The 26,776-nt window shown below is 69.9% G+C and carries 30 protein-coding genes; 23 read left to right on the forward strand and 7 right to left on the reverse strand.

Annotation, left to right across the window (positions count from 1 at the left end):
- Window positions 1-165 precede the first annotated feature (165 nt).
- From ectA to F8566_RS37230, 10 genes are all read left to right on the forward strand, one after another.
- Window positions 166-738, forward strand: coding sequence for a diaminobutyrate acetyltransferase (gene ectA / locus F8566_RS37185; protein WP_151566732.1), 573 nt, complete (start codon window positions 166-168; stop codon window positions 736-738).
- A 147-nt stretch (window positions 739-885) separates the two neighbouring features.
- The gene (ectB, locus tag F8566_RS37190; RefSeq protein WP_151566734.1) at window positions 886-2,148 is read left to right on the forward strand and encodes a diaminobutyrate--2-oxoglutarate transaminase; all 1,263 of its coding nucleotides are present in this window, start codon (window positions 886-888) and stop codon (window positions 2,146-2,148) included.
- A gap of 11 nt (window positions 2,149-2,159) precedes the next feature.
- On the forward strand, window positions 2,160-2,603 hold the full coding sequence (locus F8566_RS37195) for an ectoine synthase (protein ID WP_151566736.1): 444 nt from the start codon (window positions 2,160-2,162) through the stop codon (window positions 2,601-2,603).
- Window positions 2,600-3,508 (forward strand): ectoine hydroxylase, encoded by a 909-nt coding sequence (gene thpD, locus F8566_RS37200; RefSeq protein ID WP_151566738.1) that lies wholly within the window; start codon window positions 2,600-2,602, stop codon window positions 3,506-3,508. Before F8566_RS37195 ends, thpD begins: the two co-directional genes overlap by 4 nt.
- 186 nt (window positions 3,509-3,694) lie before the next feature.
- The gene (ehuB, locus tag F8566_RS37205) at window positions 3,695-4,588 is read left to right on the forward strand and encodes an ectoine/hydroxyectoine ABC transporter substrate-binding protein EhuB (RefSeq protein WP_151566740.1); all 894 of its coding nucleotides are present in this window, start codon (window positions 3,695-3,697) and stop codon (window positions 4,586-4,588) included.
- Between the two features lie 4 nt (window positions 4,589-4,592).
- Complete coding sequence (ehuC, locus tag F8566_RS37210) at window positions 4,593-5,321, forward strand: ectoine/hydroxyectoine ABC transporter permease subunit EhuC (protein WP_151566742.1); 729 nt, start codon at window positions 4,593-4,595, stop codon at window positions 5,319-5,321.
- Window positions 5,318-5,968, forward strand: a complete 651-nt coding sequence (ehuD, locus tag F8566_RS37215; RefSeq protein WP_151566744.1) for an ectoine/hydroxyectoine ABC transporter permease subunit EhuD — start codon at window positions 5,318-5,320, stop codon at window positions 5,966-5,968. Before ehuC ends, ehuD begins: the two co-directional genes overlap by 4 nt.
- Window positions 5,955-6,824: an ectoine/hydroxyectoine ABC transporter ATP-binding protein EhuA gene (gene ehuA, locus F8566_RS37220; protein ID WP_151566746.1), complete on the forward strand. Its 870-nt coding sequence runs from the start codon at window positions 5,955-5,957 to the stop codon at window positions 6,822-6,824. The genes ehuD and ehuA overlap by 14 nt, the downstream gene beginning before the upstream one ends.
- A 150-nt stretch (window positions 6,825-6,974) precedes the next feature.
- Window positions 6,975-8,264, forward strand: a complete 1,290-nt coding sequence (locus tag F8566_RS37225; protein WP_151566748.1) for an MFS transporter — start codon at window positions 6,975-6,977, stop codon at window positions 8,262-8,264.
- 21 nt (window positions 8,265-8,285) lie between these two features.
- Window positions 8,286-9,263, forward strand: coding sequence for a GlxA family transcriptional regulator (locus F8566_RS37230; protein ID WP_151566750.1), 978 nt, complete (start codon window positions 8,286-8,288; stop codon window positions 9,261-9,263).
- Between the two features lie 32 nt (window positions 9,264-9,295).
- On the opposite strand, the gene F8566_RS37235 is transcribed toward F8566_RS37230, so the two are convergent.
- Entirely contained in the window at window positions 9,296-9,949 is a 654-nt protein-coding gene (locus tag F8566_RS37235; RefSeq protein WP_151566752.1) for an HD domain-containing protein, read from the reverse strand.
- Window positions 9,950-10,019: 70 nt separating this feature from the next.
- Between F8566_RS37235 and F8566_RS37240 the strand changes: the two genes are divergently transcribed.
- The 4 genes from F8566_RS37240 to F8566_RS37255 are packed head-to-tail and all read left to right on the forward strand — an operon-like array spanning window position 10,020 to window position 13,913.
- Window positions 10,020-11,009, forward strand: a complete 990-nt coding sequence (locus F8566_RS37240; protein ID WP_151566754.1) for a GlxA family transcriptional regulator — start codon at window positions 10,020-10,022, stop codon at window positions 11,007-11,009.
- Window positions 11,010-11,043: 34 nt separating this feature from the next.
- Window positions 11,044-12,240 carry a thiolase family protein gene (locus tag F8566_RS37245; protein WP_151566756.1) on the forward strand — a complete coding sequence of 399 codons (1,197 nt, stop codon included), beginning with the start codon at window positions 11,044-11,046 and terminating at the stop codon, window positions 12,238-12,240.
- 3 nt (window positions 12,241-12,243) lie between these two features.
- On the forward strand, window positions 12,244-12,666 hold the full coding sequence (locus F8566_RS37250) for a Zn-ribbon domain-containing OB-fold protein (RefSeq protein WP_225993850.1): 423 nt from the start codon (window positions 12,244-12,246) through the stop codon (window positions 12,664-12,666).
- A 53-nt stretch (window positions 12,667-12,719) separates the two neighbouring features.
- A complete protein-coding gene (locus F8566_RS37255; protein WP_151566758.1) occupies window positions 12,720-13,913 on the forward strand; it encodes an NAD(P)H-dependent flavin oxidoreductase in 1,194 nt (397 codons plus the stop codon).
- Here F8566_RS37255 and F8566_RS37260 read toward each other — a convergent pair.
- A complete protein-coding gene (locus F8566_RS37260) occupies window positions 13,897-15,036 on the reverse strand; it encodes an SGNH/GDSL hydrolase family protein (protein ID WP_225993851.1) in 1,140 nt (379 codons plus the stop codon). The genes F8566_RS37255 and F8566_RS37260 overlap by 17 nt on opposite strands.
- A 212-nt stretch (window positions 15,037-15,248) precedes the next feature.
- Between F8566_RS37260 and F8566_RS37265 the strand changes: the two genes are divergently transcribed.
- On the forward strand, window positions 15,249-15,857 hold the full coding sequence (locus tag F8566_RS37265; RefSeq protein ID WP_151566760.1) for a DUF4126 domain-containing protein: 609 nt from the start codon (window positions 15,249-15,251) through the stop codon (window positions 15,855-15,857).
- Window positions 15,858-15,950: 93 nt separating this feature from the next.
- Here the strand turns inward: F8566_RS37265 and F8566_RS37270 are convergent, their stop codons facing one another.
- A complete protein-coding gene (locus tag F8566_RS37270; RefSeq protein WP_151566762.1) occupies window positions 15,951-16,595 on the reverse strand; it encodes a hypothetical protein in 645 nt (214 codons plus the stop codon).
- 27 nt (window positions 16,596-16,622) lie between these two features.
- On the opposite strand from F8566_RS37270, the gene F8566_RS50390 reads away from it, so the two are divergent.
- On the forward strand, window positions 16,623-16,781 hold the full coding sequence (locus F8566_RS50390) for a hypothetical protein (RefSeq protein WP_192810057.1): 159 nt from the start codon (window positions 16,623-16,625) through the stop codon (window positions 16,779-16,781).
- Window positions 16,782-16,794: 13 nt separating this feature from the next.
- Here F8566_RS50390 and F8566_RS37275 read toward each other — a convergent pair whose 3' ends face one another.
- Window positions 16,795-17,349 carry a hemerythrin domain-containing protein gene (locus F8566_RS37275; RefSeq protein ID WP_151566764.1) on the reverse strand — a complete coding sequence of 185 codons (555 nt, stop codon included), beginning with the start codon at window positions 17,347-17,349 and terminating at the stop codon, window positions 16,795-16,797.
- A gap of 173 nt (window positions 17,350-17,522) precedes the next feature.
- Between F8566_RS37275 and F8566_RS37280 the strand changes: the two genes are divergently transcribed.
- Window positions 17,523-18,731, forward strand: coding sequence for a hypothetical protein (locus F8566_RS37280; RefSeq protein WP_151566766.1), 1,209 nt, complete (start codon window positions 17,523-17,525; stop codon window positions 18,729-18,731).
- 49 nt (window positions 18,732-18,780) lie between these two features.
- Here F8566_RS37280 and F8566_RS37285 read toward each other — a convergent pair whose 3' ends face one another.
- Window positions 18,781-19,647: an SDR family oxidoreductase gene (locus F8566_RS37285; protein ID WP_151566768.1), complete on the reverse strand. Its 867-nt coding sequence runs from the start codon at window positions 19,645-19,647 to the stop codon at window positions 18,781-18,783.
- A 137-nt stretch (window positions 19,648-19,784) separates the two neighbouring features.
- Here F8566_RS37285 and F8566_RS37290 point away from each other — a divergent pair, with 137 nt between their 5' ends.
- A complete protein-coding gene (locus F8566_RS37290) occupies window positions 19,785-20,054 on the forward strand; it encodes a winged helix-turn-helix transcriptional regulator (protein WP_225993853.1) in 270 nt (89 codons plus the stop codon).
- A 38-nt stretch (window positions 20,055-20,092) separates the two neighbouring features.
- Here F8566_RS37290 and F8566_RS37295 read toward each other — a convergent pair whose 3' ends face one another.
- Window positions 20,093-21,025: an NAD-dependent epimerase/dehydratase family protein gene (locus tag F8566_RS37295; RefSeq protein ID WP_151566772.1), complete on the reverse strand. Its 933-nt coding sequence runs from the start codon at window positions 21,023-21,025 to the stop codon at window positions 20,093-20,095.
- Between the two features lie 84 nt (window positions 21,026-21,109).
- Window positions 21,110-21,844 (reverse strand): IclR family transcriptional regulator, encoded by a 735-nt coding sequence (locus tag F8566_RS37300; protein ID WP_192810058.1) that lies wholly within the window; start codon window positions 21,842-21,844, stop codon window positions 21,110-21,112.
- A 97-nt stretch (window positions 21,845-21,941) separates the two neighbouring features.
- Between F8566_RS37300 and F8566_RS37305 the strand changes: the two genes are divergently transcribed.
- From F8566_RS37305 to F8566_RS37325, 5 genes are all read left to right on the forward strand, one after another.
- Window positions 21,942-23,132, forward strand: coding sequence for a homogentisate 1,2-dioxygenase (locus tag F8566_RS37305; protein WP_151566775.1), 1,191 nt, complete (start codon window positions 21,942-21,944; stop codon window positions 23,130-23,132).
- On the forward strand, window positions 23,129-24,010 hold the full coding sequence (locus tag F8566_RS37310; RefSeq protein ID WP_225993854.1) for a hypothetical protein: 882 nt from the start codon (window positions 23,129-23,131) through the stop codon (window positions 24,008-24,010). Before F8566_RS37305 ends, F8566_RS37310 begins: the two co-directional genes overlap by 4 nt.
- Complete coding sequence (gene fahA / locus F8566_RS37315) at window positions 24,007-25,143, forward strand: fumarylacetoacetase (RefSeq protein WP_151566777.1); 1,137 nt, start codon at window positions 24,007-24,009, stop codon at window positions 25,141-25,143. Before F8566_RS37310 ends, fahA begins: the two co-directional genes overlap by 4 nt.
- A 114-nt stretch (window positions 25,144-25,257) precedes the next feature.
- A complete protein-coding gene (locus F8566_RS37320) occupies window positions 25,258-25,932 on the forward strand; it encodes a C39 family peptidase (RefSeq protein WP_151566779.1) in 675 nt (224 codons plus the stop codon).
- A gap of 115 nt (window positions 25,933-26,047) precedes the next feature.
- Complete coding sequence (locus F8566_RS37325) at window positions 26,048-26,716, forward strand: C39 family peptidase (RefSeq protein WP_151566781.1); 669 nt, start codon at window positions 26,048-26,050, stop codon at window positions 26,714-26,716.
- Window positions 26,717-26,776: the final 60 nt, after the last annotated feature.

The raw sequence follows: 26,776 nt of genomic DNA on the forward strand, positions 1-26,776 counted from the left end.
CCCAGGTGAGACGGGGACGCGTCACTTTTGAGGCGACAGCGTGACGCCGATGCGATTGTCCGGATCGAGTAATTAACCACCCCTACCCGGGCCTCCGTTGGCCAAACATCCTCTTGATAACAATCGCGATGAGGCTATTCGCGAAGTTCGCTAAGTTGCCTGGGCATGGCACCACAACCCCTGCGATCACGACTACGACGAACTGACGAGGACTCGAAGGTACGACTCTCAGAGCCGAGCCTGGAGGACGGCCGGGAGTTGTGGCGGATGGCACGGGAGTCGCAGGTTCTCGATGTCAACTCGCCCTACAGTTACACGCTCTGGTGCCGCGACTTCGCCGACACTTCGGTGGTCGCCAGGTCCGGGGACGAGGTCTGCGGGTTCATCACCGGATATGTGCGGCCGCAGCAGCCCGACACGTTCTTCGTGTGGCAGGTGGCCGTCGACCGCGAGTACCGCGGGCAGGGGCTGGCCCGGCGCATGCTGGACCGCCTCGGCAACCGGATGGCCGCGCGCGGCTGCCGGTACATGGAGGCCACCGTGACCCCCGCCAACGCCGCCTCCACCGCGATGTTCGAGTCGTTCGCGCGTGACCGGGGCTGCACCCTGGCCCGCAGCCCGCTGTTCGGCTCCGAGCACTTCCCGGCCGGCCACGGCCACGACCCGGAGGTGCTGTTCCGCATCGGCCCGCTCTCGGTGAGCCCCGCCGGCAACGCCCCCGCCTCGTTCGCCCGCTGATCCGCCGACCGTCCCGCCACCGTCCAGACGACCGTCCCGCCACCGTCCTGACGCCGACCGACCGCCGACGACCTCGCGGCCGGCGCGGCCGCGTGCACGTGATCACTCCCACCCTGTTTCGCTCCCATTTCACGAGCCGGAGGAAAGATGGACGTTTTCGCACGTCTCGAATCGGAAGTTCGCGGCTACTGCAGGGGCTGGCCCACGGTGTTCAGCACCGCTCGAGGCAGCCATATCACCGATGAGAACGGTACGACCTATCTCGACTTCTTCGCCGGCGCAGGCACGCTGAACTACGGGCACAACAACCCCGATCTGAAACGCCCGCTGATGGATTACCTCGCCGGCGACTCCATCGTCCACAGCCTGGACATGTACACGGACGCCAAACGCACCTTTCTGGAACGTTTCAACGAGGTGGTGCTCGCCCCGCGCGGCCTCAACTACAAGGTGCAGTTTCCCGGCCCCGCGGGCAACCACTCGGTGGAGGCCGCCCTCAAACTCGCCCGCAAATACACCGGCCGCGAGACCATCGTCAGCTTCACCAACGCCTTCCACGGGATGACGCTCGGCGCGCTCGCGGTGACGGGCAACTCGATGAAGCGCACCGGCGCGGGCGTGCCGCTCGGCCACGGTGTGGCGATGCCGTACGACAACTACCTCGACGGCCGCACCCCCGACTTCCTGCTCTTCGACACGATGCTCGACGACAGCGGCAGCGGCCTGGACAAGCCCGCCGCGGTGATCGTCGAGACCGTGCAGGGCGAGGGCGGGATCAACGTGGCCACCCCGGAGTGGCTGCGCGGGCTGGCGGACCTGTGCAAGCGCCACGACATCCTGCTGATCGTCGATGACGTGCAGATGGGCTGCGGCCGGACGGGCCCGTTCTTCAGCTTCGAGGAGGCCGGCATCACGCCGGACATCGTCTGCCTGTCCAAGTCGCTGAGCGGCTACGGCCTGCCGTTCGCGGTGACGCTCATGCGGCCCGAGCTGGACGTGTGGGAGCCGGGCGAGCACAACGGCACGTTCCGCGGCTTCAACCCCGCTTTCGTCACCGCGACCGCCGCCCTCGACGAGTTCTGGTCCGGCGAGGGCCTGGAGAAGCAGACCCTGGCCAAGGGCGAGCAGGTCGAGCGCGCGCTCAACGAGATCGCACTCGAGCACGCCGGGGCCATCGACGCCGTCCGCGGCCGCGGGCTGGTGTGGGGCCTGGTCATGAAGGACCCGGAGCTGGCGCCCAAGATCTGCGCCGAGGCGTTCATGCGCGGCCTGCTCATGGAGACCTCCGGCCCGGAGGGCGAGGTCGTCAAGCTCCTGCCGCCGCTCACGGTCACCGAGGCCGAGCTCGCCCAGGGCCTGCAGATCATCGCCGAGTCGGTGCGCGCCGTCCGCGCCGCCGTCACCGTCTGAGGAGTGAGTGAATGATCGTTCGATCGCTGAACGAGATCGTCGGCACCGAGCGCGAGGTCCAGGCCGAGACCTGGTCCAGCCGCCGCCTGGTACTGGCCAAGGAGAGGGTCGGCTTCTCGCTGCACGACACCGTGCTCTACGCCGGCACGGAGACACGGATGTGGTACGCCAACCACATCGAGGCGGTCTACTGCATCGAGGGCGAAGGGGAGCTGATCAACGACGAGACCGGAGAGAAGCACCGGATCGAGCCGGGCGTGATGTACCTGCTCGACGGGCACGAGCACCACACGCTCCGCGCCCACACCGACGTGCGCACGGTCTGCGTCTTCAACCCGCCCTGCACCGGCAGGGAGGTCCATGACGAGAACGGGGTCTACCCGCTGCTGACCGAGCCCGCCGAGACGCCCACCGGCAAGCCCGCTGTGAAGCCCGCCGAGAAGGAGGACGCATGAGTCTCATCGAGTCCCACCCCACGATCAACGACGCGTACCCGACCCGGGTGTCCAGTGAGCCCACCCTGCTCTACCGGCAGGACCCGGTCGTCTACGGCGGCCCGGACGACGGGCCCATCGACGCCGCGACGCTCGACTCGTTCGAGGCCAACGGCTTCCTGAGCGTCGAGGAGCTCATCGGGCCCGAGGAGGTCGAGACCTACCGGGCCGAGCTTCGCCGGATGGTCGCCGACCCCGCGATCCTCGCCGACGAGCGCACGATCACCGAGCGCGACTCCGACGAGGTGCGCTCGATCTTCGAGGTGCACAAGATCAGCGACGTGTTCGCGGAGCTCGTCCGCGACCCGCGCGTGGTCGGCCGCGCCAGGCAGATCCTGGGCTCCGATGTTTACGTGCACCAAAGCCGGGTCAATTACAAGCCAGGTTTCACTGGTAAGGACTTCTACTGGCACTCGGACTTCGAGACCTGGCACGCGGAGGACGGCATGCCTCGCATGCGGGCGGTGAGCATCTCCATCGCGCTCACCGAGAACTTCGTGCACAACGGAGGTCTCATGATCATGCCCGGGTCCCACAAGACCTTCGTGGCGTGCGTCGGCGAGACCCCGGCCGACCACTACAAGGCCTCCCTGAAGTCCCAGGAGGTCGGCACCCCCGACCCGGGCAGCCTGTCGATCCTCGCCGACAAGCACGGCATCGAGCTGTTCACCGGCCCGGCGGGCTCGGCGACGATGTTCGACTGCAACTGCATGCACGGTTCCAACGGCAACATCACCCCGTTCCCGCGCTCGAACGTCTTCGTCGTCTTCAACAGCGTCGAGAACACCTGCGTGGAGCCGTTCTCCGCCCCCTCCCCGCGCCCCTCGTTCATCGGCGCGCGTGACTTCACGCCCATCACCGACTGACCTGCCCGATTTAGCCGACCCGTCCATCACCGACCGATCCGATCGTCCCGGGGACCGGCTGTTCCCCCCGCTCCCAGCCCCCGGTTCGCCCCCCGTTCCCCATCCCTCCCAACCCCATATCCCGCGCCCGCCGGAGGCCTCCGAGCCCCCGGCGGGCGCGGCGGCGCAACCATCAGGAGTTCAAGGATGACTTCCTCCCGTCGCGATTTCCTGCGCACCAGCGCTGTGCTCGCCGGCGCCGTGCCCCTGCTCGGCGCGGCCGCGTGCTCGACCACCGACCCCGAGAAGGAGCGTTCCGGCGGCGGCACGCTGGAGCGGGCCAAGAAGCAGGGCTACATCCAGGTCGGCTACGCCAACGAGGCGCCCTACGGCTTCACCACCAGCGACGGCAAGCTCACGGGTGAGGCCCCCGAGCTGGCCAAGGTGATCTTCAAGGAACTCGGCATCAACGAGGTCCGGGGCGTCCAGGTGGAGTTCGGCGGACTGATCGCCGGTGTGCAGGCGCGCCGGTTCGACGCCATCGCGGCGGGCATGTTCATCAATCCGGAGCGGTGCGGCCAGATCGCCTTCGCCGACCCCGAGTACATCGCCAAGACGGCCTTCATGGTCCCCAAGGGCAACCCCAAGGGCCTCAAGACCTTCGACGACGCCATCAAGCAGAAGGTCAAGGTCGGCGTGATGAACGGCGCGGCCGAGGCCGACTACGCCGCGAAGCTTGGCGTCAGCAAGGGCAACATCAAGGGATTCCCCGACCCGCCTGGTGCCTACGACGGCCTCAAGGCCGGTCGCTGCGACTGCATCGCCCTCACCCGCATCTCGCTGGTGGATCTGCTGTCCAAGCACAAGAGCGACCCGTTCGAGGTCACCCCCGCGTTCGACGTGGTGATCGAGGGCAAGGAGCAGTCCGGCGCGGGCGGCTTCGGCTTCCGCAAGGCCGACACCGACCTCGTCCAGGCGTTCAACGGCGAACTGGCCAAGCTCAAGTCGAGCGGCCGGCTGCTGGAGATCCTCAAGCCCTTCGGGTTCAGCCAGGCCGAGATGCCCGGCAACCGCACAGCCGCCGAGTTCTGCAAGGCCTGATCCCGTGTCAGAGATCATCAACAGCCCGCTCCTGTGGAAGGGGGCCGTGGTCACGCTCCAGCTCACGCTGTATTCGGCGGTGCTGGCGCTGATCCTGGCCTTCTTCTTCGGGCTGCTGGGCTCCTCACGGCACGGCTGGGCCCGCGCCATCGGCCGTTTCTACGTGGAGTTCTTCCGCGGCCTTCCCGCCCTGGTGCTGATGTTCTGGTTCTTCTACTCGCTCCCGCTCGTCGGCATCCGGTTCGAGACGATGGTCGCGGGCGTGCTGGCGCTGGGCCTCAACTACGGCGCCTACGGCGCCGAGGTGGTGCGCGGGTCCATCAACGCCGTGCCCACGGCACAGTACGAGGCGACCGTCGCGCTGAACATGCTGCCGCGCCAGCGCATGTGGCGGGTGCTGCTGCCCCAGGCCGTCCCGCTGATGCTCCCCCCGTTCGGGAACCTGCTGATCGAGCTGCTCAAGGCCACCGCCATCGTGTCGCTGATCACCATCAGCGATCTGATGTTCCGGGCCCAGCAGTTGCGGGCCTCCACGGGCAAGGGCACCGAGGTGTTCCTGGTCGTGCTGGTCATGTATTTCGTGATGGCGCAGATCCTGCAGCTGCTCATCCGCTATCTGGAGCGCCGTAGCGAACGGATTCTCGGCCGCAGGCCGCGACGGCGTGCCGCGACCGCCATCGCGGGCACCACCGGTACGGGCAGCCTCAGCGGCGTAGGGGGTGAGGGCTCATGACCTGGGACTGGTCCTATGCCGGAGACCTGGTGGGCCCGCTCTTGGGCGGCCTGCGCCTCACGATCGCGGCGACCGCCCTGGGCTATGTGCTGGCGCTGGCTCTCGGCCTCGTCTGGGCGATCCTGCGCCGCTCACCCAATGTCGTGCTGAACCAGGCGGTTCGCTGGGTGATCGAGTTCATCCGGAGCACCCCGCTCCTGGTGCAGCTGGTCTTCCTGTTCTACGCGCTGCCGACGACAGGGATCCAGTTCAGCGCCTTCTGGACCGGAGTGATCGGGCTCGGCGTGCACTACTCCACGTACATCTCCGAGGTGTACCGGGCCGGCATCGAGAACGTGCCCCGCGGCCAATGGGAGGCGTGCACCGCCCTCAACCTGCCACGCAGCCGGGTGTGGTTCGCCGTGGTGCTGCCCCAGGCCATCCGCAAGGTGATCCCGACGCTGGGCAACTACCTCATCGCGCTGTTCAAGGACTCACCGCTGCTGCTGGTGATCACAGTCCCCGAGGTCATGCGCGTGGCGTACACCGAAGGCGGCAAGTCCGGGTTCCTTGAGCCGTTCACCGTCACCGCCGCTCTCTTCGTCATCGTCAGCGTCCTGTCCTCCATTTTGATCCGACGTCTGGAGGGGCGCTATGCCATCATCTGACACCATGTCCGAGGTCCCCACGCCCGAGGACCCGCAGGGAGCGCCGATGGACAAGACCGCCGCCGACGGCGCGCTGCCGCACGGCAGCACGCCGGGCATCCGATTCGAGAAGGTCGTCAAGCGCTTCGGCGACAACATCGTCCTTCGCGAGCTGAACTTCACCGTCGCGCCCGGCGAGCGGGTGACGCTGATCGGTCCCAGCGGATCAGGCAAGACCACGATCCTCCGGTTGCTGATGACGCTGGAGAAGCTCGACGACGGGGTCATCTGGATCGGCGATCGGCCGCTGTGGCACATGCCGCGCGGAGACGGGCTCGCGCCCGCCAACGAAAAGCACCTGCACGAGATGCGCAAGCAGGTCGGCATGGTCTTCCAGCAGTTCAACCTGTTCCCCAACATGAACGTGCTGCGCAACCTCATCGAGGGGCCGGTCCGGGTGCTGGGCCTGTCCAAGGACGAGGCCGTGGAACGTGCCCGCGAGCTCCTGGACATGGTCGGCCTGGTCGACAAGATCGACGCCCATCCCACCCAGCTTTCAGGTGGCCAGCAGCAGCGGGTGGCGATCGCCCGTGCGCTGGCGATGCAGCCGAAGGTGCTGCTGCTGGACGAGGTCACCTCGGCCCTCGACCCGGAACTGGTGGTGGGCGTGCAGGACCTGCTGCGCGACATCGCCCGTGCGAGCGACCTGACCCTGCTCTGCGTGACCCACGAGATGCACTTCGCCAAGGACATCTCCGACCGGGTCCTGATGTTCGACAAGGGGCAGATCGTGGAGGAGGGGCCGCCGGAGCAGATCTTCGGTGAGCCCACCGAGCAGCGCACCCGGGACTTCCTGCAGGCGATCCTCGCGACCTGATCTCGGACGCGGTCTCGGGCGCGGTCTCGGGCGCGGCGCGGTCCGGGCCCCGTGCGTCTCTTCGCCCAGGGACGCGCGGGGCCCGAAGCTTGCGGTTTGCGTCCCAGATTCCTCTCGTTCGGGACGGGCCGTTCTTGCAGGCTGGACCGCATGACCATCACCGATTCGCGGGTCGCCGCGTCCACTCGGCGGCCAGGGCCGCGCGGTCACCGGGCCTGGTGGATCGTGGCGGTCGCCGCGACCGCGATCATGGCCGCCGGCGCGTTCAGCACCCTGCCCGGCCTCCTCGTCGCCCCGCTCCAACGCGAGTTCCAGTGGTCGCACGGCACGACCGGCCTCGCCATGTGGGTGAACATGGCGCTCAACGGCCTGGTCGCCCCGTTCGCCGCGGCCCTGATGGAACGGTTCGGGCCACGCCGGGTCGCCGCCGCCGCGCTCGTGACCATCGCGGCGGGCGCGGCGCTGACCACGGTCATGACCGCGGCCTGGCAGCTCACCCTGTACTGGGGAGTGCTGATCGGGCTTGGCACCGGGGCGCTGGGCGGCACGTTCGCCACGGTCATCACCAACCGCTGGTTCGTGCGGCGGCGGGGCTTGGCCACGGGGATCCTGACGGCGTCGAGCGTGTTCGGCCAGTTCGTGTTCCTGCCGCCGCTGGCCTGGATCGTCGACCACGTGGAGTGGCGCGCCGGGACGGTGACCGTGGCGCTGGCCGCGCTGGTCGTGGTCCCGTTCGCCTGGTTCCTGCTACGGGATCATCCGAGCGAGGCCGGGACGACCGCGTACGGCGCCGCTGATCCGAGCCCGCTCGCTCCCCCGCTCCCGTACGCCTTCCGCCGTGCGTTCCAGGTCCTGCGCGGGGCGGCGCAGACGCGGACGTTCTGGCTGCTGGCGGGAACGTTCGCGATCTGCGGCATCTCGACCAACGGGCTGATGTGGACCCATTTCGTGCCTGCGGCCGGCGATCACGGCATGGCGCCGACGACCGCGGCGTCCATGCTGACGCTCATCGGAATCTTTAACGTCGGCGGGACGATCGCGTCGGGCTGGCTGACCGACCGGTACGACGCGCGGCTGCTGCTGGCCGTCTACTACACGCTACGGGCGGGCACGTTGTTCGCGCTGCCCCATCTCCTCGGCCCCGCCGTCCATCCGCCGCTGATCGCGTTCGTCGTGCTGTTCGGCCTGCTCGACGTCGCCACGATCCCCCCGACGATCGCGCTGAGTGCCATCCGGGACCGCTTCGGGCCGGAGGAGAGCGCCGTCGTCTTCGGCTGGACGCTCGCCGCCCACCAGGTGGGCGCCGGGCTGATGGCACTGGCCGGCGGGCTCCTCCGGGACGCGCTCGGCACGTACACCCTGGTCTGGATCTTCGCGGGGCTGCTGTGCCTCGTCGCCGCACTCCTGGCGGCGGTGATCCCGCGTGCGACCGCGCATTGAGCATCGGCAAAGATCGAAGGCATGGCGATCGATGGCTCTCACCTGGTCGCGGTGCTGGTCCGGCATGGCGTGATGCCGCTGGAACTGGGCATCGTGCACCAGCTGTTCGGCAGCGCGCAGTCCCCCGACGGCAGGCCGCTGTACGACGTCGTCACCTGCGCGCCCGAGCCCGGGGACATCCGTACCGACGCCGATTTCACCATCCGCGTGCCGCAGGGGGCCGACGTCGTCGCGCGGGCCGGCACGGTGATCGTCCCCGCCGCGCACGTGCCCGACGAGACCGAGACGGAGGGGAGGCTGGGCACCGCGCTCGCCGCCGCGCTCTCCCGGATACGGCCGGGCACCCGCATCGCGTCCATCTGCACGGGCTCGTTCGTCCTCGCCGCCGCCGGACTCCTGGACGGGCGGCGGGCGACGACCCATTGGCGGTCCGCCGGCCACTTCCGCGAGCTCTACCCGCGGGTGCGCCTCGATCCCGACGTCCTCTACACCGACGAGGGTGACATCCTCACCTCCGCCGGGGAGGCCGCGGGCATCGACCTCTGCCTCCACATGATCCGGAACGATCACGGAGCGGCCGTCGCCAACGACGTCGCGCGCCGCACGATCGTTCCTCCGTACCGGGACGGCGGGCAGGCCCAGTACATCCCGCGGCCCGTCGCCGAGCCCGCCTCTCCCTCCACCAGCACCGCCCGCGCCTGGGCCCTCCGGCACCTCGGCGAGCCCATCTCGCTGCCTGATCTCGCCGCCCTCGAATCGGTGAGCGTACGGACGTTCACCCGCCGGTTCCGCGAGGAGGTCGGGGTCTCCCCGGCCCAGTGGCTGACCCGGCAGCGGGTCGACCGGGCCCGGCAGCTGCTGGAGACGACCGACCTCCCCATCGAGAAGATCGCGGCCGAGGTCGGCTTCGGCACGGCGGTCTCGCTCCGCCAGCACCTGCACGCGGCGGTCGGGGTCTCGCCGCGCGCCTACCGGCGCACCTTCCGCGGCCCGCGCTAGGCAGCCGGCCCGCATGAGGCGGGCGGCCTGCGTCAGGCGACGCCGTGCCAGGCCCGGGCCGCCGTCTCGCGGAAGTCCGGAACGGACAGATCGGGCTCGGCCTTGCGGAGGAGCTCGAAGGCGAGGGATGAGAGCGGCGCCTTGCGCGGGTTGCGGAGCGCCTGATCGAGGATGGCGTCGGCCAGGCCCGCGTCCGGCAGCAACCGCGGGAACGCGGCGTGCACGCGATCGGCGAAGCCTTCGGGGAAGGCCTCGACGCCGTCGCCCACGACGTCGGCCCCGGCGCCGAGATGGGTGAGGGCGATCTCCGGGCGCAGGCGGTGGGCGATCCCGACGCTCGTGTGCAGCGCGATCGCCTGCCAGACAAGCTCGATCCGGTCGTCGGCGAGCCCGTGGCCGCGCAGGAACGCGGCGGCCACATCGGCGCCGTCCACCTCGAAGCGCTGGTCACGGTCGCCGGGCTCGCTGAGGCCCGCGTCGTGCAGCACGCACGCCAGGAAGAGCAACTCGTCGTCGTAGTCGGCCCCCGGGCGGAGGCCCTGCCCCTCGCCGACGGCCCGGCCGAAAAGATAACTCCGCACGCAGTGGTTGACGAGGGCCGGTGTTTCAAGTTCCTCGGCGTACTCCAGCGCCTTGCGGGTCAGGTCGGTGTCGGGAAGGGCGAAGTCTGCGAAGTGGTCTGCCATGCGTCGATCGTCGGTTTTGGCGGACCATCCCGGAAGTGTCCAGAATGCCGATATGCGCTAGGTTCTGGCCATGCACATCGTCGCCGTTCTCGCTCTCGACGGCGCCGTCGCCTTCGAGGTGACGGTGCCGTGCCAGGTCTTCGGGTCGTCCGTCGGTGAGGACGGCGACCTGCTCTACGAGGCCCGGGTCTGCACGGCCCCGGAATCGTCCGTCACCACGGGCGTCTTCGGGCAGATGACGCTCTCAACCCCGTGGGGCCTGGAGACCCTGGCCACCGCTGACACCGTCGTGATCCCCGCGCACGACTCGTTCCTGGCAGAGCCTCCACCGGAGGTGGTGGAGGCACTGCGCGAGGCCGCCGCCCGCGGGGCGCGCATCGCCTCGATCTGCGTCGGGGCGTTCATGCTGGCCGCGACCGGGATGCTGGACGGCCTGCGGGCGACCACGCACTGGATGCACGCGGCGGAGCTGGCACGCCGCCATCCGAAGGTCGAGGTCGATCCGGCGGTCCTGTTCGTCGACAACGGATCGCTGCTCACCGCGGCGGGTGTCGCTGCGGGCATCGACCTGTGCCTGCATCTCGTCCGCCGAGACCATGGATCCGCCGTGGCCGCGCGGACGGCGCGCGGCATCGTCATGCCGTTGCAGCGGGACGGCGGGCAGGCGCAGTTCATCGACCACGAGGACCCTCAGGACATCGGGACGGCCCTGCAGCCGACGATGGCATGGATGGAGGCCAACCTGCACCGGCCGCTCACGCTGGACGAGATCGCCCGGGAGGCGGCGGTGAGCGTCCGCACACTGACACGGCGGTTCCGGGCACAGGTCGGCACGACGCCGTTGCAGTGGCTCCTGCGTGCGCGGATCCATCGTGCGCAGCAGCTGCTGGAGAGCACCGATCTGCCGGTGGAACGCGTCGCGGCGGAGGCCGGGTTCGGATCGCCGGTGACACTGCGGGCACATTTCGCCCGTACGGTCGGCGCCTCGCCGCTCGCCTACCGCAACGCCTTCCGCGCCCGCCCCCAGGCCGACGACTCCGAATCAAGTTCGGTAATGTAAGTGGTCACCTACTGAAGGGTGGCGGCGGTGATCCATGGTTGACGGCGCGAGCATCGTGGGACTCGGCATGACCGAGCTCGGCCGGGTGTACGGGCGCAGCCCGCGCCGGCTGGCGGCCGACGCGGTCCGGCTCGCGGTCGCCGACGCGGGCCTGGCCCTCGGCGACGTGGACGGCCTGCTCGTCAGCCACGGCATGGGCGGCTCCCCCGGCATCGAGCTCGCCGACACGCTCGGCCTGCGCGATCTGCGCCTGCTCGCCAAGATGGAGGCCTTCGGCGCGACCGCGGGCGCGATGGTCTCGTACGCGGCGATGTCGGTGCTCAGCGGCACCGCGTCCACCGTGGTGTGCGTGTTCGCCGACGCCCCGCTCAAGCCGGAGCAGTCGGCGGGCTCGGCGTACCACCGCAACGCGCCTGCGGGGTCCGGGGTCGCCCCCGGGAAAGCAGAGTGGTATGGATTTGGCGGGATGACGGCCGCGCTGGGTTTCCGCAGCGTCAACGCGTTCTACGCGCTCGCGGCGCAGCGGCACATGGCGCGCTACGGCACCACCAGCGAGCAGCTCGGCGCGATCGCGGTCAGCACGCGCGCGTGGGCCGCGCGCAACCCGCTCGCGCAGATGCGCGAGCCGATCACGCTCGCCGACCACCAGAGCTCGCGGTGGGTGGCCGAGCCGCTGCACCTGCTCGACTGCTGCCTCGTCTCGAACGGCGCCATCGCCGTCGCCGTCACCACCGCGGAACGCGCCCGCGACCTCGCCCAGCCACCGGTGCACGTGTGGGGCTGGGGGCAGGGACATCCAGGCCACCGCAAGGAACGCGGGAGCGAGTTCGGCCTGACCACGGGCGCGGTGACGTCCGGGCCGATCGCGATGAAGATGGCGGGCGTGACCGTCGACGACATCGACGTGTGCCAGCTCTACGACTGCTACACCTACACGGTCCTGGTCTCGCTGGAGGACTACGGCTTCTGCGCCAAGGGCGAGGGCGGCGCGTTCGCCGCGTCCGGGGCGCTCGGTCCCGGCGGCGCCCTGCCGACCAACACCGGCGGCGGACAACTGTCGGCGTACTACATGTGGGGCATGACGCCGCTGTCGGAGGCCGTGATCCAGGCCCGCGGGCACGGTGGCGAACGCCAGGCGGACAAGCACGACGTGGTCCTCGTCAGCGGCAACGGCGGCATCCTCGACCACCACTCGACGCTCATCGTCAGCCCGCATCCGAAGGGGATCTGACCGATGGAGACGGCAATGGGGGCGGGAATGGACATCGGCATCCTGCGGCGCGACGGCCGCACCGACCCGTTCTTCGACGGCACCGCCGCCGACCGGCTGATGATCAAGCGCTGCGAGGCCTGCGACCGGTGGTTCGCGCCGGACGCGGGCAGCTGCCCCGGTTGTGGCGACGAGGAGCTGGCCTGGGCCGAGGCCGCCGGGGACGCCGTCCTGGTCACCTGGACGGTCACGCACAGCCGTCCCGATGGCGACGGGAACGCCCCGCCGCCCGCCTACCTGGCGCTGGTCGAGCTCACCGAAGGGCCGTGGCTGCACGCACGGCTGGACGGCGCGGACACCGCAGTGCTGCGCGAGGGCCTGCCGTTGCGGGCGACGTTCGAGCATCCGGCCGAGGGTGAGGCGTACGTGCTGTTCCGCCCGGTGTGATCGTGGCACGGAGCCTATGGACCGAATCACGTTCGGCCCATTAGCGTCGGGTCATGCGTACCGAGGTGTGTGAGAGGTTCGGGATCGAGTTCCCGCTGTTCGCCTTCAGCCACTGCCGCGACGTGGTCGCCGCCGTCACCAACGCCGGGGGCTTCGGCGTCCTCGGTGCCGTCGCGTACACCCCCGCCCGGCTCGAAGAGGAACTGCGCTGGATCGACGACCACGTCGGCGGCCGCCCGTACGGCGTGGACGTGCTCGTGCCCGGCAAGATCGACATGGCGGGGGTGCGCCCCCGCATGGGGGACGGAGAAAGCACAGCCGCGGAGAGGGCCGGGCGCGGGGAGGGCGGGCTCGACACCATGCTCGCCGCCGTCCCCGAAGAGCATTGGACGTTCCTTGCAGGGCTGTTCGAGAAGTACGAGGTGCCGCTGCCCGACTTCGAGAAGGCCAAGAAGACCCGGGACGCCGAAAGCATGGGCGCGCAGGTCACCAAGGAGGGCGCCACCGCCCTCATCGACGTGTCGCTCGCCCACCCCATCGGCCTCATCGCCAGCGCGCTCGGCACGCCGCCGCCCGTCATGGTCGAGAAGGCCAAGGCCGCCGGAGTGCCCGTGGCGGCGCTCGTCGGCACCGCCGAACACGCCCGGCGGCAGGTCGCCGCGGGCGTGGACCTCATCGTCGCCCAGGGCGGCGAGGCCGGCGGACACACCGGCGAGATCTCCACCATGGTCCTGGTGCCCGAGGTCGTGGACACCGTCGCCCCGATCCCCGTCCTGGCCGCGGGCGGGATCGCGACGGGCCGCCAGATGGCCGCCTCGATGGCCCTCGGCGCCGCCGGCGTGTGGTGCGGGTCGGTGTGGCTGACCACCGAGGAGGCCGAGACGCCGCCGCATGTGAAGGCCAAGATGATCGCCGCGGGCTCACGCGACACCATCCGGTCGCGGTCCCGCACCGGCAAGCCCGCCCGCCAGCTGAAGTCGGCCTGGACCGACGAGTGGGAGGGACCCGCCAGCCCCGGCTCCCTCGGCATGCCGCTGCAGATGATCGTCGCCGAGGGCGCGATGCGGCAGATCAACAAGGTCGCCGAGAGCGGCAACGAGGGCGCCCGCGAGCTGGCCAACTACTTCGTCGGCCAGTGCGTCGGGCTGATGAACACCGTCAAGCCCGCCCGCCAGGTCGTCTACGACATGATCGAGGAGTTCGCCGGCGCCGTGGACCGCCTGAACACCATCACCGAGGCGGATTGAGCGGACGCCCGGGACCCCGGTTGACCTGGTCGATGAAGAGCCTGGCGAGGGCCTTGTAGCCGTTCGCCGTGGGGTGGTAGCTGCGCGACTCGGGGGCCAGCGCCGACAGGTTGACCGCCAGCCCGTTCATGTACGGGTCGGCGGTGCCCACCTCATGCCCGGCGAACGCGCTGTAGGCGTCGACGAACTCCACGCTCCCCGGCGCGCGGGTGGCCGCGATGCGGGCGTCGGCCTCCGTGACCGCCTGCCGGATGAGCTCGTTGAGATCGCGGGCCCGCCCGTTCAGCCACTGCTGGTCGGCGACGCTGATGTTGTCGCCGTCGCTGCCGGAGGACTCCTTGAACGCGCGCGGGTAGCCGAGCACGATCACGCGTGCCCGCGGTGCCCGCGTGCGGATCTCCTCCAGCACCCCGGGCAGCTCCTGCCGCAGCGTGGCCATCCGCGAGGCGATGTCGCGGCCCTGCTCCTCGCAGTTCTTGCTCCACGGCAGCTTGATCACGCATCCGGCGAGCACCTTGGAGAAGCCGACGTCGTTGCCGCCGATGCTGATCGTGACGAGGCTGGTGTTCTGGTCGACCCGGTCGATCTGCGGCGGCTCACCGGACTTGCCGCGCATCACATCGCCGGTCTTCGCGCCGGAGCAGGCCCAGAACGCACTCCCCCGGGCGAAACGGAAGGCCTTGGCGACCTCGTGGTAGTAGGCCTGGCCGGTCCGGTGACACCGGTTGAGCGGGTTCAGGTCGGCCGCGGTGAGGTCGGCGCCCACGCCCGCCGAGTACGAATCACCCAACGCCACGTACGATCCCTGCAGGGCTACCTGGACGGGGCTGACCTGCGCGGCTCCGGCTCGGATCGGCTCGGCCCGCGGCTCCTGGAACTTGGGCTTGCATCCGTTGCCGTCGCCGAACGTCTCGCACCGGACGGCAGGCAGCGCCACCAGGGGCACGACCATCACCAGGATCAGGCCGACGAGCAGGCCGAGCGCGAGTGCCCGGTCCCCGAACCGGTCCCGCGCACGGGCGGGCAGGCCCGTCACCAGGTCGCGCACGCTCCCCCGGCCGGGTGCCTCCTCCGGGTCCAGGGCCATCGCCGTTCCCGTGCCCGGCTCTGGCGTCGCTCCCATGCCCGGCTCGGTCGGATCATCCGGTCTCAGCTCGGGTCCCGGCCCCGTCATCGCCCGCCTTTCGTCACGCCGCCCGCATGTGGAGACGTTCATTCACCGCTCGAGGTTCCCGTGCCCGGAAAGGTTCCCGCCTTTACGTTGTAGATCAATGACTGGTGGAACACGAACGGGGAATCCCGCGTCCAAGGAAGAACGATACTTCCGGGGGGATCATGCTGGCGGTTCTGACCGGCCTCGGCCTGTCCGCGGCGGCGGGCCTGAACGCCTACATCCCGATGCTGGTCGTCGGGCTGCTCGGCCGCCACACCGATCTGGTGCGCCTGCCCGCTGAGTTCGAGTGGCTCACCAACGGCTGGGTGCTGGCGATCCTGGGCGTGCTGCTGGCCGCCGAGGTCGTCCTGGACAAGGTCGCCGTCGTCGACAGCCTCAACGACGCGGTGCAGACGGCCGTCCGCCCGGCAGCGGGCGGTGCCGTCTTCGCCGCCACCGACGCCGCCGGCCGGCTCGACTCGTCCGCGTCCATGACCGAGTTCATGGCGGATCACCCGTGGATCGGCTGGATCCTCGGGATCGTGGTCGCCCTCGTCGTCCACCTGACCAAGACCTCCCTCCGCCCGGTCGTCAACGCCGGCACCCTCGGCACCGGGGCGCCCGTCGTCAGCACGGTCGAGGACACCGTCTCCCTCGGCATGAGCGTCCTGGCGGTCCTCGCTCCGGTCATCGCCCTGATCGGCGTCATCATGCTGGCGTTCGTCTCGTTCCGCATGCTCAGGGCCTTCCGCCGCCGCAGACGGCGCAGGACCGAACCCACCCGCGCCTGAGCTTCGCGACGGGATTGACCCTCGGAACGGGCCTGACCGACGCTGCCACAAGGTGGTCGGAGCCGAAAACGGGATCTCGGCGTCCCGCCGGATTCACCTGGAAGGCCGAGGCCGGCTCGGAAGATCGATGCGGATCTCGCCGCCCAGGCGCGCGCCCGTCTCCAGGTCCAGGTCGTCGCCGCTCCAGAACCGGCCCGGGTCGAACCAGTTGGGCCGGCGCCCCTTGGGCAGCAGCCCCATGGACTGGTAGGTCACGGCCACGATCTCGGCGCAGAACGCGGTCTCCAGGTTGGGGTCGCGGTCGGCCGGGCGGCGGAACGGGATCCGGCCGCGTACCCAGCGGGACGCCATCCGCGAGGTGGACGGGAACGGCGTGCCGTCGAGCCGCGCGACCGCGCGCAGCGCCGCGTTCTCCATGTCCCTGGAGGCTGGGGGATCCAGCTGGCGCAGCCAGGCGCGCTGGTCGTACCGTTCGGCCCAGACCATCACCGCGTCGCGCAGGTCGTGCAGCTGCGCGCCCCGGTGGTGACCGCCCGTCCACATGTCGGGCAGTGACCGGCCCAGCTCGGCGTGCCACATCAGCGGCGGCAGGTCGTCCACCACGATGGCCATGCCGACGTGGTTGATGGGGCTGTTGGTCATCGTCTGGATCGCCCGGTCGGCGACGGTCCGGCCCCGGAAGAGCCAGATGTCGCCGGTACGGGTCAGGTCGACCGCCTTGTCAAGCGGGATGCTCATGCCGCTCATGGTCGCTAGCCTAGGCACATGCGTTGGTGGAAAGTACTGGGAGTGGCCGGACTGGCCGGGGTCGCCGCGACCGGCGCCGTGATCGCGCGCAACGAACGCCGCCGTCGTGCCTACACTCCGGACGAGATCAGGCAGCGCCTCCACGACCGCGCGAACGAATCCACCGAGCCCCGCTGACGTTCACCCTGTGCTATTTCCTGGCATTCCGGATCAGGTCACGGACGCGGTCCATCATCGCCATCGGCGGGCCCACGAGCATGTTCTTCGTGGCTGATTCCGTGCCCGGGTGCGGGTGGGTGGGGGCCATCGCCTCCGCCGCCTTCACGGCCGCGGCGAGCGACCGGCGCTCGGCTTCGCCGAACTCGCCCTTGAGCTGCTCGAACTCGTAGCGCTCCTCGGCGCGGGCGTGCGTGAGCACCTCCGTGCGGAGCCTGTCGAGCTTGGCCATGAACTGCGGGTCGCCGGTGTCCATGCCGTCCAGCTCGGAGAGCAACTCCTTCGCCGAGCGCTCCTCCTTGAGCCGGTCCTCCACGAGCCCGTCGCCGCCGGGCACAGCGCTCCGCGCGGCCGGGTGCACGATCTCCTCTTCGGCGGTCTCGTGGACGGCCAGCAGCCGCACGAGGCGTTCGAACGCCTCCCGCCGTTCGCCGGCCCCGCAGTTCTGGACCAGATCGAAGAGGTCGCGGATCTCCCCGTGCTGCTGCCGCAGCAGATCGATGACGTCCTGCTCCATCGCCGTGCTCATGTTCCCCCCGGTGGATCGGACACAGTGGATGGGACACACCCGGCCGTACCCATGACATACCGCGACCAATCTGTCGTCCAGGAATGTGCATATTTCTTGGGGTGGACGTGAATGCCCGTACCCCTCGGGTAGGCGAGAAGGCAGTCATCCATGCAAAGAGGCCGGGGGAGCAAATGTCTTTCAATCCGCTCGAACACAAGGGCATTCCGCTGGACCGTCAGGTCCGCAACTGGCGTGAGCTCGACGTGGAGCCCGTCGACCCGGACCGGAGCGACCCGTACACCAAGTGCCGGATCATCACGATGAACGGCATCGAGGTGGAGGCGATCATGTTCAGCCACCACTTCAACCGGATCTGCCCCGATCCCGACATCAAACGGCAGATGGCCGAGGTGCGCTACATCGAGCAGCAACAGCAGAAGGCCGTCAACTGGCTGCTCCCCGGCCAGGCCTCGGTGCTGGAGACGACCATCTCCTACGAGCAGGTCGCCGTCGACCTGACGGCCTGGATCGCGCGGATGGAACCCGACGCCTACCTGCAGCAGGCGTACGAGTTCGGGGTGCTGGAGGACTTCGACCACCTGTACCGCTACGCCAACCTCTACGAGATGATCGAGCACCGCAAGGCCGAGAAGATCGTCGGCGAGCTCACCGAGATCATGCCCGGCCGCCCGACCGTGGCCGAGCACCGGCACCCGGCCGACAACCTCCGCGACCCGTACGACAAGAACAAGGCCCAGCCGCTGTCCAAGCTGCACGCGCTGACCGTCATGTCGGCTGAGCAGCAGACGATGAACTTCTACATGAACGTCGGCCCGATGTACATGGAGCCGATCGCGCGACAGCTCTACCAGGAGATCGGGCTCATCGAGGAAGAGCACGTCACCCACTACGAGTCCCTGGTCGACCCGGGCGAGACCTGGTGGGAACGGCTGGTCAACCACGAATACAACGAGTGCTACCTCTACCACTCGTTCATGGAGACCGAGACCGACCCCAAGGTGAAGGCCATCTGGGAACTCCACCTCAACATGGAACTCGAACACCTCCGCCTCGCCTGCGACCTCATGCGCCGCTACGGCGGCCGCGACCCCGAGAGCATCCTGGCGCCCGAACTGCCGCCGCCCGTCACGTTCGAGCCCAACAAGGAATACCTGCGCGAGCTCCTGGCCACGCAGATCGACCTCACCACCCTCGGCGCCGGTTACGTGCGCGAGGCGCACGAGCGGTTCGAGAAGATGCAGCAGGAGCTCATGGGCGGCGAGAAGCCGCCGAGCGAACGGGTCATCGACGAGCACCGCGAGGCCTTCGGCTATGAGTACCGCTCCGAGCCCGAGGGCCCGCACCCCGTCAGACGCCTGCGCGAGACCGCAGGCGTCTGACGACAGGGCCGTCCACCATCGCGAGCTCATCTGCACCCTGAACCGAGGGTCAGGCGCGATCCCAGTCCTGGCGGCTCGCCCATTCCTTGAGCGTGACCACTCCGGTGCGGAGCACAGCCGGGTCAGGCTCAGGGGTGGGCGGAGCCCCGGGCGCCGGCGGGGCGTAGGCCGCCGCGATCCCCGCTGCGGCCTCCGTTCCAAGGTGTGGTGCGAGCATCCGTTCGTACTCGGCAGGATCAATGGTCCGCCACCGCACCTGATGGCCGAGCACGGCGCTCAGCTCGGCTGCCGCCTGCTCACCGGTCAGCGCCTGAGGCCCGGTCACCACCTGCAAGCCAGGAGGGGAGTCCATGCCGAGCAGGTCCACGACCGTGGTCGCGAGATCGTCCAACGCGACCCAGGGCACCTCGGCTTCGGCGTCGAGCGGGTAGGCGAGCTCACCCGCGCGCACTTTCGGCGCCGACCACGGCGCGACGAGGTTCTCCATGTAGGTGATCGCCGGGGCGACGACGGTCGCCGAGGGCACGTGCTCGGCCAGGCGCGTGGCCATCATGACCCGCGCGTCGACGAAGGGGACGCCGAGGGGGGCAGGCGGCAGCCTGGTTCCGCTGTTGAACACCACCCGGGGCACACCGGCAGACTGAAGAGCCCGGAGCACCGACTCGGCCTGCGCCAATGCCAGGTCGGGAGCGAAGACGAGGGGAAGCTGGACCACCACGCCGTCCGCTCCCCGGTAGGCGCCGGCCAGGGCATCGGTGTCGAGCAGGTCCGCCGGGACCGCCTGCGCGGCCGGATCCACCGAGCGTCCGTGGCGGGTCAGGGCCCGGACGTCGTGTCCGGCCGCGAGGAGATGGCGAACGACGGGAGCACCCTGCGCTCCGGAAGCGCCATGAACCACGATCCATGAATTCTTCATGGGCGGACCGTACTTACCGATGGTAAGCAGTACCTAGGCCGTAATATTGTTTCCCTATGGGAACCATCGGCACTGAGCAGCTGAAACATCTTCAAGAGGCGAAGCCTCACGGGTGCGGTGTCGAACGGACGCTGAGGGTGCTCGACGGAAAGTGGACGACCCTGGTGGTCCGTGAACTGCTGACCGGCCCCAAGCGCTTCGGTGAGCTGCGCGACGCGCTGGGTTCTCCCAGCCCGAAGACGCTCACCGACCGCCTGCGGTCTTTGGAGCACCAGGGGATCCTCACCCGCACCGTGTACGCCGAGGTGCCGCCGAGGGTCGTCTACGAACTCACCGAACAGGGCGCCAGCCTCACCGCCGTTCTGCACGCCATGCTCGTCTGGGGCGAACAACACCCGCACCCTTGAGCACGTCATGGTGAGCCGCCGTCCTTATCGGAGCCCGGTCACGCCAACTCTTCCTTGAAACCCTGCCTCCAGGACGGATAACGCAGCTCCCAGCCGAGCTCACGCTTGGCCTTGGCGTTGGAGAAGCCACGCCCCTCGGTCATCATCACCACAGCCTGCTCCCCGGCCAGCAGCCGGGCCAGCCACTTGGGCACCCGCATCGGCCGCTTGGCCCCCGCGCATGCGGCCAGATAGGGCAGCCACTCGCCGGCAGGGGCCGGCTCGTCGTCGACGATATTGAACACGCCCCGCGCCTTCTGCTCCACGGCCAGGACGGTGGCGCTCGCCGCGTCGTCCAGATGCACCCACGAGCAATGGCCGGTGGCGCGGCCGATGAGCGGGAACTGCCGTTTGCGCACCAGCTCGACCTGGTCGTCGATGGCGTCCGGCCCGTAGAAGCCGCCGTACCGCAGGACCGCGCCGTCGGCCTTGAGGACCACATCCTCCACGTGACGCATCGCCTCCATCCCCGCCTGCGCCGCCGTCCCCTGCATCAGGTCCAGCGGATCCTCCTCGGTCTTCACCCATCCGCCCTCACGGATGCCGTTCCACGAGGCGTAGCCCTGCGCGACGACATGGGACACGCCGACCGCCTCGGCCGCGGCCAGCAGGTGGTCGGTCCCCTCGGTGCGCAACCGGTTGGTGATGGCGAACCACTTGTCCATGCGCTTGAAATCGGGCTTGCCGGCGTGCGCTGGAGAGATGGCGGTCATCTGGTGCACGATCACCTCCGGCCGCGCCTGAGCCACGGCCTCACGGACCGACTCCGCGTCCAGACCGTCCATCACCAGGCCATCGGCGCCCAGCTGCGCCAGCAAGCCCAGCTTGGCCGCGCTCGTCGTCGTGGCCGTCACCTGATGGCCCCGCGCCACCAGCTGCGGCACCAGCCGCCTTCCCAGGACCCCGGATCCGCCCGCCACGAACACCCGCATGATCATCACCCTTCACGTCCAGAACTTCTCTCTGTCACCAAGGACGAGACAGCCCGGCCGTTTGTGAGATCGGGGGCTGGAAAGTCAGAGAGATTGTGCGCGCGGTCCCGCGGAGAGGGTCTCGCCGTACTCGTGCGCGGGTCGGCCGCCCAGGCGGGTGGTGATTGTGCGGGCGGCGGTGGCGAGGGCGGGGAGCCAGGTGGTGAGGTCCTCGTCGCGGCTCACCGGGACCACGACGCTGAGGGCGGCCTCGACTCCGGCAGGTGAGAAGACCGGGGCTGCGACGCCGCTGACGCCGGCGCGGAGCTCGTCATGGGAGTAGTCGTGGCCGGCACTGCGGACCTCGGCGAGGCGCGCGGGGTCCTCGACCGGGACGGGCGGCGGGTCGAGGTGGGCGAGGATGGCGCGGCCGGCGGCGCCGGCGGTGAGGGGACGGCGCTGGCCGGGCTGGTAGTCGACCTTCACCAGGTGGCGGGTGCCGGGAACCCGGTGGGCGACGACGATCTCGGTGCCTTCGCGGACGTGCAGGGTGATCGTCTCGCCGGTCGTCGCGCTGAGCTCCGCCATGACCGGCCGGGCGGCGGCCAGGAGGTCGTTCTCGACGGAGTCGGCCAGGTGCCGCAGGACCATGCCCAGGCCGTAGCCGCGGGGATGGCGGCGGACGAAACCCCGGCCTTCGAGCGTGGCCAGGAGGCGGTGCGCCACCGTGCGGTGCATGCCGAGGCGTTCGGCCAGTTCGGCCGCCGTGCCTGGGCCCTGCTCCGCCACGTTCAGCAGGAGGGCGAGCGCCTGGTCGGCGGTCTTGGAGATCTCCGGCATGCGTTCCCCACTCATTGACGTGACCGGACCCACATTCGTAGGCTATCCGATAATCGGGTATACGAATCCGATAATCGGACAAAGAGGAGGTCGGGCCGTGGCCTACTACCGGCGGGTCGGGAACGTACCGCCCAAGCGCCACACGCAGCACCGCACACCGGAGGGCGGCCTTTACTTCGAGGAGCTGATGGGCGAGGAGGGCTTCTCGTCCGACTCGTCGCTGCTCTACCACCGCCACATCCCGTCCGCGATCGTGGACGCGCAGCCGTGGGAGCCGCCGAGCCTCGACGTCGTCCCCAACCATCCGCTGCGCCCCCGGCATCTCAAGACCCACGACCTCACCCAGGACTGGAAGGCCCAGGACGCGGTCACCGGGCGGCGGCTGCTGCTCGGCAACGACGACGTGCGCCTGTCGTACGTCGCCGCCGGGGAGTCCTCGCCGCTCTACCGCAACGCGATCGGCGACGAATGCGTCTACGTCGAGTCCGGCGCGGGGACCGTCGAGACCGTCTTCGGTGCGCTGCCGGTTCGCCAGGGCGACTACGCCGTCATACCGCGTGCGACGACCCACCGGTGGGTGCCGGAGGGCAACGAGCCGCTGCGGCTCTACTGCATCGAGGCGAGCAGCCACATCACGCCCGTGCGGCGATACCTGTCGAAGTTCGGGCAGCTCCTGGAGCACGCCCCCTACTGCGAACGCGATCTGCACGGGCCCGAGGGGCTGCTGGAGGTCGACGGCGAGGACGTCGAGGTGCTGGTCAAGCACCGCGGCGCGCGGGGCGGGATCACCGGGACGCGGTACGTCTACCCCCGGCACCCGTTCGACGTCGTGGGCTGGGACGGCTGCCTCTACCCGTACACGTTCAACATCGCCGACTTCGAGCCCATCACCGGGCGCGTGCACCAGCCGCCGCCCGTGCACCAGGTCTTCGAGGGCACCAACTTCGTCATCTGCAACTTCGTGCCGCGGAAGGTGGACTACCACCCGCTGTCGATCCCGGTGCCGTACTACCACTCCAACGTCGACTCCGACGAAGTGATGTTCTACTGCGGCGGCGACTACGAGGCGCGCAAGGGCTCCGGCATCGGCCAGGGCTCCATCACCCTGCACCCCGGCGGGCACGCCCACGGTCCGCAGCCCGGCGCGTACGAACGCAGCATCGGTGCCGAGTTCTTCGACGAGCTCGCCGTCATGGTCGACACGTTCAGGCCACTCCAGGTCGGCGAAGGCGGGCAGGCCAGCGAGGACGAGGCATACGCCTGGACCTGGGCGGGCGGCCGCAAGTGACCTCCCGGCTGCTGGCGGGGCTGGTGGACGACGCCGGGCTCTTCCCGCCCACCGCGCTCGACATGGCCGGCGCCCTCCGCCGCCACACCGCGGACCAGGCCGCCGCCCACCCGATGCTCAGCCACCGGTTCCTGTGTCCCGCCAGTCGTCTGGGCGAGCTGCGGGGCCGGCTGAACGGCGCGCAGCGCCTCCGGCTCGGCCTGATCGCGGACACCGGACTCGACGGCCTGCCCGACGCGCTCAAGGAGATCGACGTCGATCCCCGCCTCGAGCTCGCCCATGTCGAGGTCCCCCTCGCCGCGATCCCGCACGAACCCGCCGCCGCGATCACCGAGACCCGGCAGATCATCGGCGACGCCCAGGCGTTCTACGAGCCGGCCTCCTACGACCTGGTGCCGGAGACCGTACGCGCAGTGAACGGCGATCCGAACGCGGAGGACGGCGCGAAGCCGGAGGACGGCGCGAGGCCGGGCGGCGGCCTGAAGCTGCGCTGCGGCGGTGTCCGGCCGGAGCTGTTCCCCTCCCCCGCCGAACTGGCGAACGCCCTGGTCACCGCGGTGGCGGTCGGCGTGCCGGTCAAGGCGACCGCCGGCCTGCACGAGGCCGTGCGGCACCATGACCCGGCGACCGGATTCACCCACCACGGCTACCTCAACCTGCTGCTGGCCACGGCCGAGGCGGTCGCCGGAGCCGGGGCGTACGGCGTCCGGTCGGCTCTGGAGATCACTGAAGCGGCCGTTCTGACCGCCCGGCTCACGGCGCTGAACGCAGAGGCCGTAGCCGAGTTGCGGCGGGCGTTCGTCAGCTACGGCTCGTGCAGCACGAGCACACCCATTGACCAGGCTCGTGACCTGGGCCTCGAGGAAGGACGACGATGACGGGCTTCGGCCTGAACAACCTCCCGTACGGTGTGTTCTCCACACCCGGCGGCGCGCCCCGCGTCGGCGTCCGGTTCGGCGACCAGGTGCTCGACCTCGCCGCCACGCTCGACGACTCCACGTTCGCCGCACCGTCCCTGAACCCCTTCATGGCTCAGGGCCGCGCCCGCTGGACCGAGGTCCGCGAGCAGATCACCGGCATCCTGTCGGGCGGCCGCCGGGCGGTGCTGCATCCCCTCGCCGACGTGCGGCTGCACATGCCGTTCGAGGTCGCCGACTACGTCGACTTCTACGCGTCCGAGGAGCACGCGACCAATCTCGGGCGCATGTTCCGCCCTGACTCGGCGCCGCTGCTGCCCAACTGGAAACATCTCCCCGTCGGCTACCACGGCCGTTCCGGCACCGTCGTCCCGTCCGGCACCGGCATCGTGCGTCCCACAGGCCAGCGCAAGCCGCCCGGTCAGGAGAGCCCCGACTTCGGCCCCTCCCGGCGCCTGGACGTCGAGGTCGAGGTGGGCTTCGTCGTCGGCACGCCCTCCGCTCTCGGCGAGCCCGTGCCCACCGGCGCGTTCGCCGACCATGTCTTCGGTGTGTGCCTGGTGAACGACTGGTCCGCCCGCGACATCCAAGCGTGGGAGTACGTCCCGCTCGGCCCGTTCCTGGGCAAGTCGTTCGCCACCTCCCTCTCCCCGTGGATCGTGCCCCTGGACGCCCTCGCCGAGGCCCGCGTCCGCACTCCGACCCAGGATCCGCGACCCCTCCCCTACCTGGTGGAGGATGATCCCTGGGGTTTGGACCTCTCGCTCGCCCTGGCGCTGAACGGCACCACCGTCTCCCGCCCGCCGTACGCGTCGATGTACTGGTCACCGGCACAGATGCTCGCCCACCTGACCGCCAACGGAGCATCCCTCCGCACCGGCGACCTCTACGCCTCGGGCACGGTCTCCGGCCCCTCCCCCGACCAGCGCGGCTCGTTCATCGAGCTCACCTGGAGCGGTCAGGAGCCCCTCAAGCTCCCCGACGGCAGCACCCGGACCTTCCTGGAGGACGGCGACGAGGTGACCATCAGCGGCAGCTGGGGCGACGTCTCCCTGGGAGAGGTGACGGGGCGGATCCTCCCGGCCAGGCGGTGACGAGAGGCCTGCCAGGCCGGGACGGTGTCCGGCTGCGTAGAGCCGTGGCACTGATGTGGAGTTAGTGCCGCAGGCCCTCCTTGCCCTCCCCGGGGGGCCACATAATCCCGAAGCATGACCCGAACCCCCCGAATCGCGGCACTCATCGGCGCTGCCGCCCTGGTGCCACCCCTGCTCGGCGCCGCCGCCGCTCCGGCCCACGCGGCACCCTCGGCAGCGGCTCCGGTGGCAACTCCGGTCGCCGCCCCGGCAGCACTCGCCGAGATCTTGGCGACCAAGAAGGTCACCATCAAGGCCCAGAAGCAGCAGCGCAGCTACTGGTGCGCCCCGGCCGCCGGACGCGCCCTGCTCTACCCCCTGCTCGGCTCGAGCCTGCCCAGCCAGAAAAAGCTGGCCGGCTACATGGGCACCGACTCCAGCGGCACCTCTGGTCCCGGCCTGCGCAACGGCCTGCGCAAGGCGCTGTCCACATACGGCAGCGGCCAGTACGACGTGGTGGCCCTGCGCCCGGGCTCGCAGAGTGCGTTCCTGACCAACATCAAGGCCGCCGTCGGCTCGAAGAAGGTCGCCCTGATCTACCGGGTGTACTTCGGCTACAAGCCGTGGGGCGCCCAGGTCAACAACAAGACCGGCCATTTCATGGTCGTCCGCGGCTACACCACCGGGTCGAGCCCCAAGGTCCTCTGGTGGGACCCGTGGGACAACACCTACCACACCGCGACCCTGGCCAAGTCCTGGGCGAGCGTCAAGAAGGCCGGCCGCCACGGCCACGTGGCCGCCAAGAGCTGACACGCCCAAGAGCTGACACGCCCATGAGCTGACACGCCTAGCCCCCTGGCACTAACGGCAGGTTGGTGCCAGGGGCCCTGATGCCGCCCCGCCAGAGCTCCCATAATCCCACGGTATGACCCGAACTCCCCGAATCACGGCGCTCGTCGGTGCCGCCGTCCTGGCGCCGCCGCTGCTGGCCGGCATCGCCGTCGCCCCGGCGCACGCCGCGCCGGCCGCCCCGCCGGCTCCGGTCGCCGCTCCGGCACCTTCCGCCGAGATCTTGGCGACCAAGAAGGTCACCATCAAGGTCCAGAAGCAGCAGCGCAGCTACTGGTGTGTCCCGGCCGCCGGGCGCGCCATGCTCTCCCGCCTGATCAGCCGTGGCCTGCCCAGCCAGAGCAAGCTGGCCGGCTACATGGGGACCGACTCCGGCGGGACGACCCCCGCCGGTTTCCGCAACGGGCTCCGCAAGGCCCTCAGCACGTACGGCAGCGGCCAGTACGACGTGGTGGCCCTGCGCCCGGGCTCGCAGAGTGCGTTCCTGACCAACATCAAGGCCGCCGTCGGCTCGAAGAAGGTCGCGCTGGCGTACCGGGTGTACTTCGGCTACAAACCGTGGGGCCGCCAGGTCAACAACAAGACCGGCCACATGATGGTCGTCCGCGGCTACACCACCGGGTCGAGCCCCAAGATCCTGTGGTGGGACCCGTGGGACAACACCTACCACACCGCGACCCTGGCCAAGTCCTGGGCGAGCGTCAAGAAGGCCGGTCGCCAGGGCCACGTGGCCGCCAAGAGCTGACGACGACGCCCACGAAAGCCGGCCCCGCCACCCAGCCCCCACGGTGGCGGGGCCTTTGGG

This window comes from Actinomadura rudentiformis (genome assembly GCF_008923185.1).
In the GTDB taxonomy this organism is placed as follows: domain Bacteria; phylum Actinomycetota; class Actinomycetes; order Streptosporangiales; family Streptosporangiaceae; genus Spirillospora; species Spirillospora rudentiformis.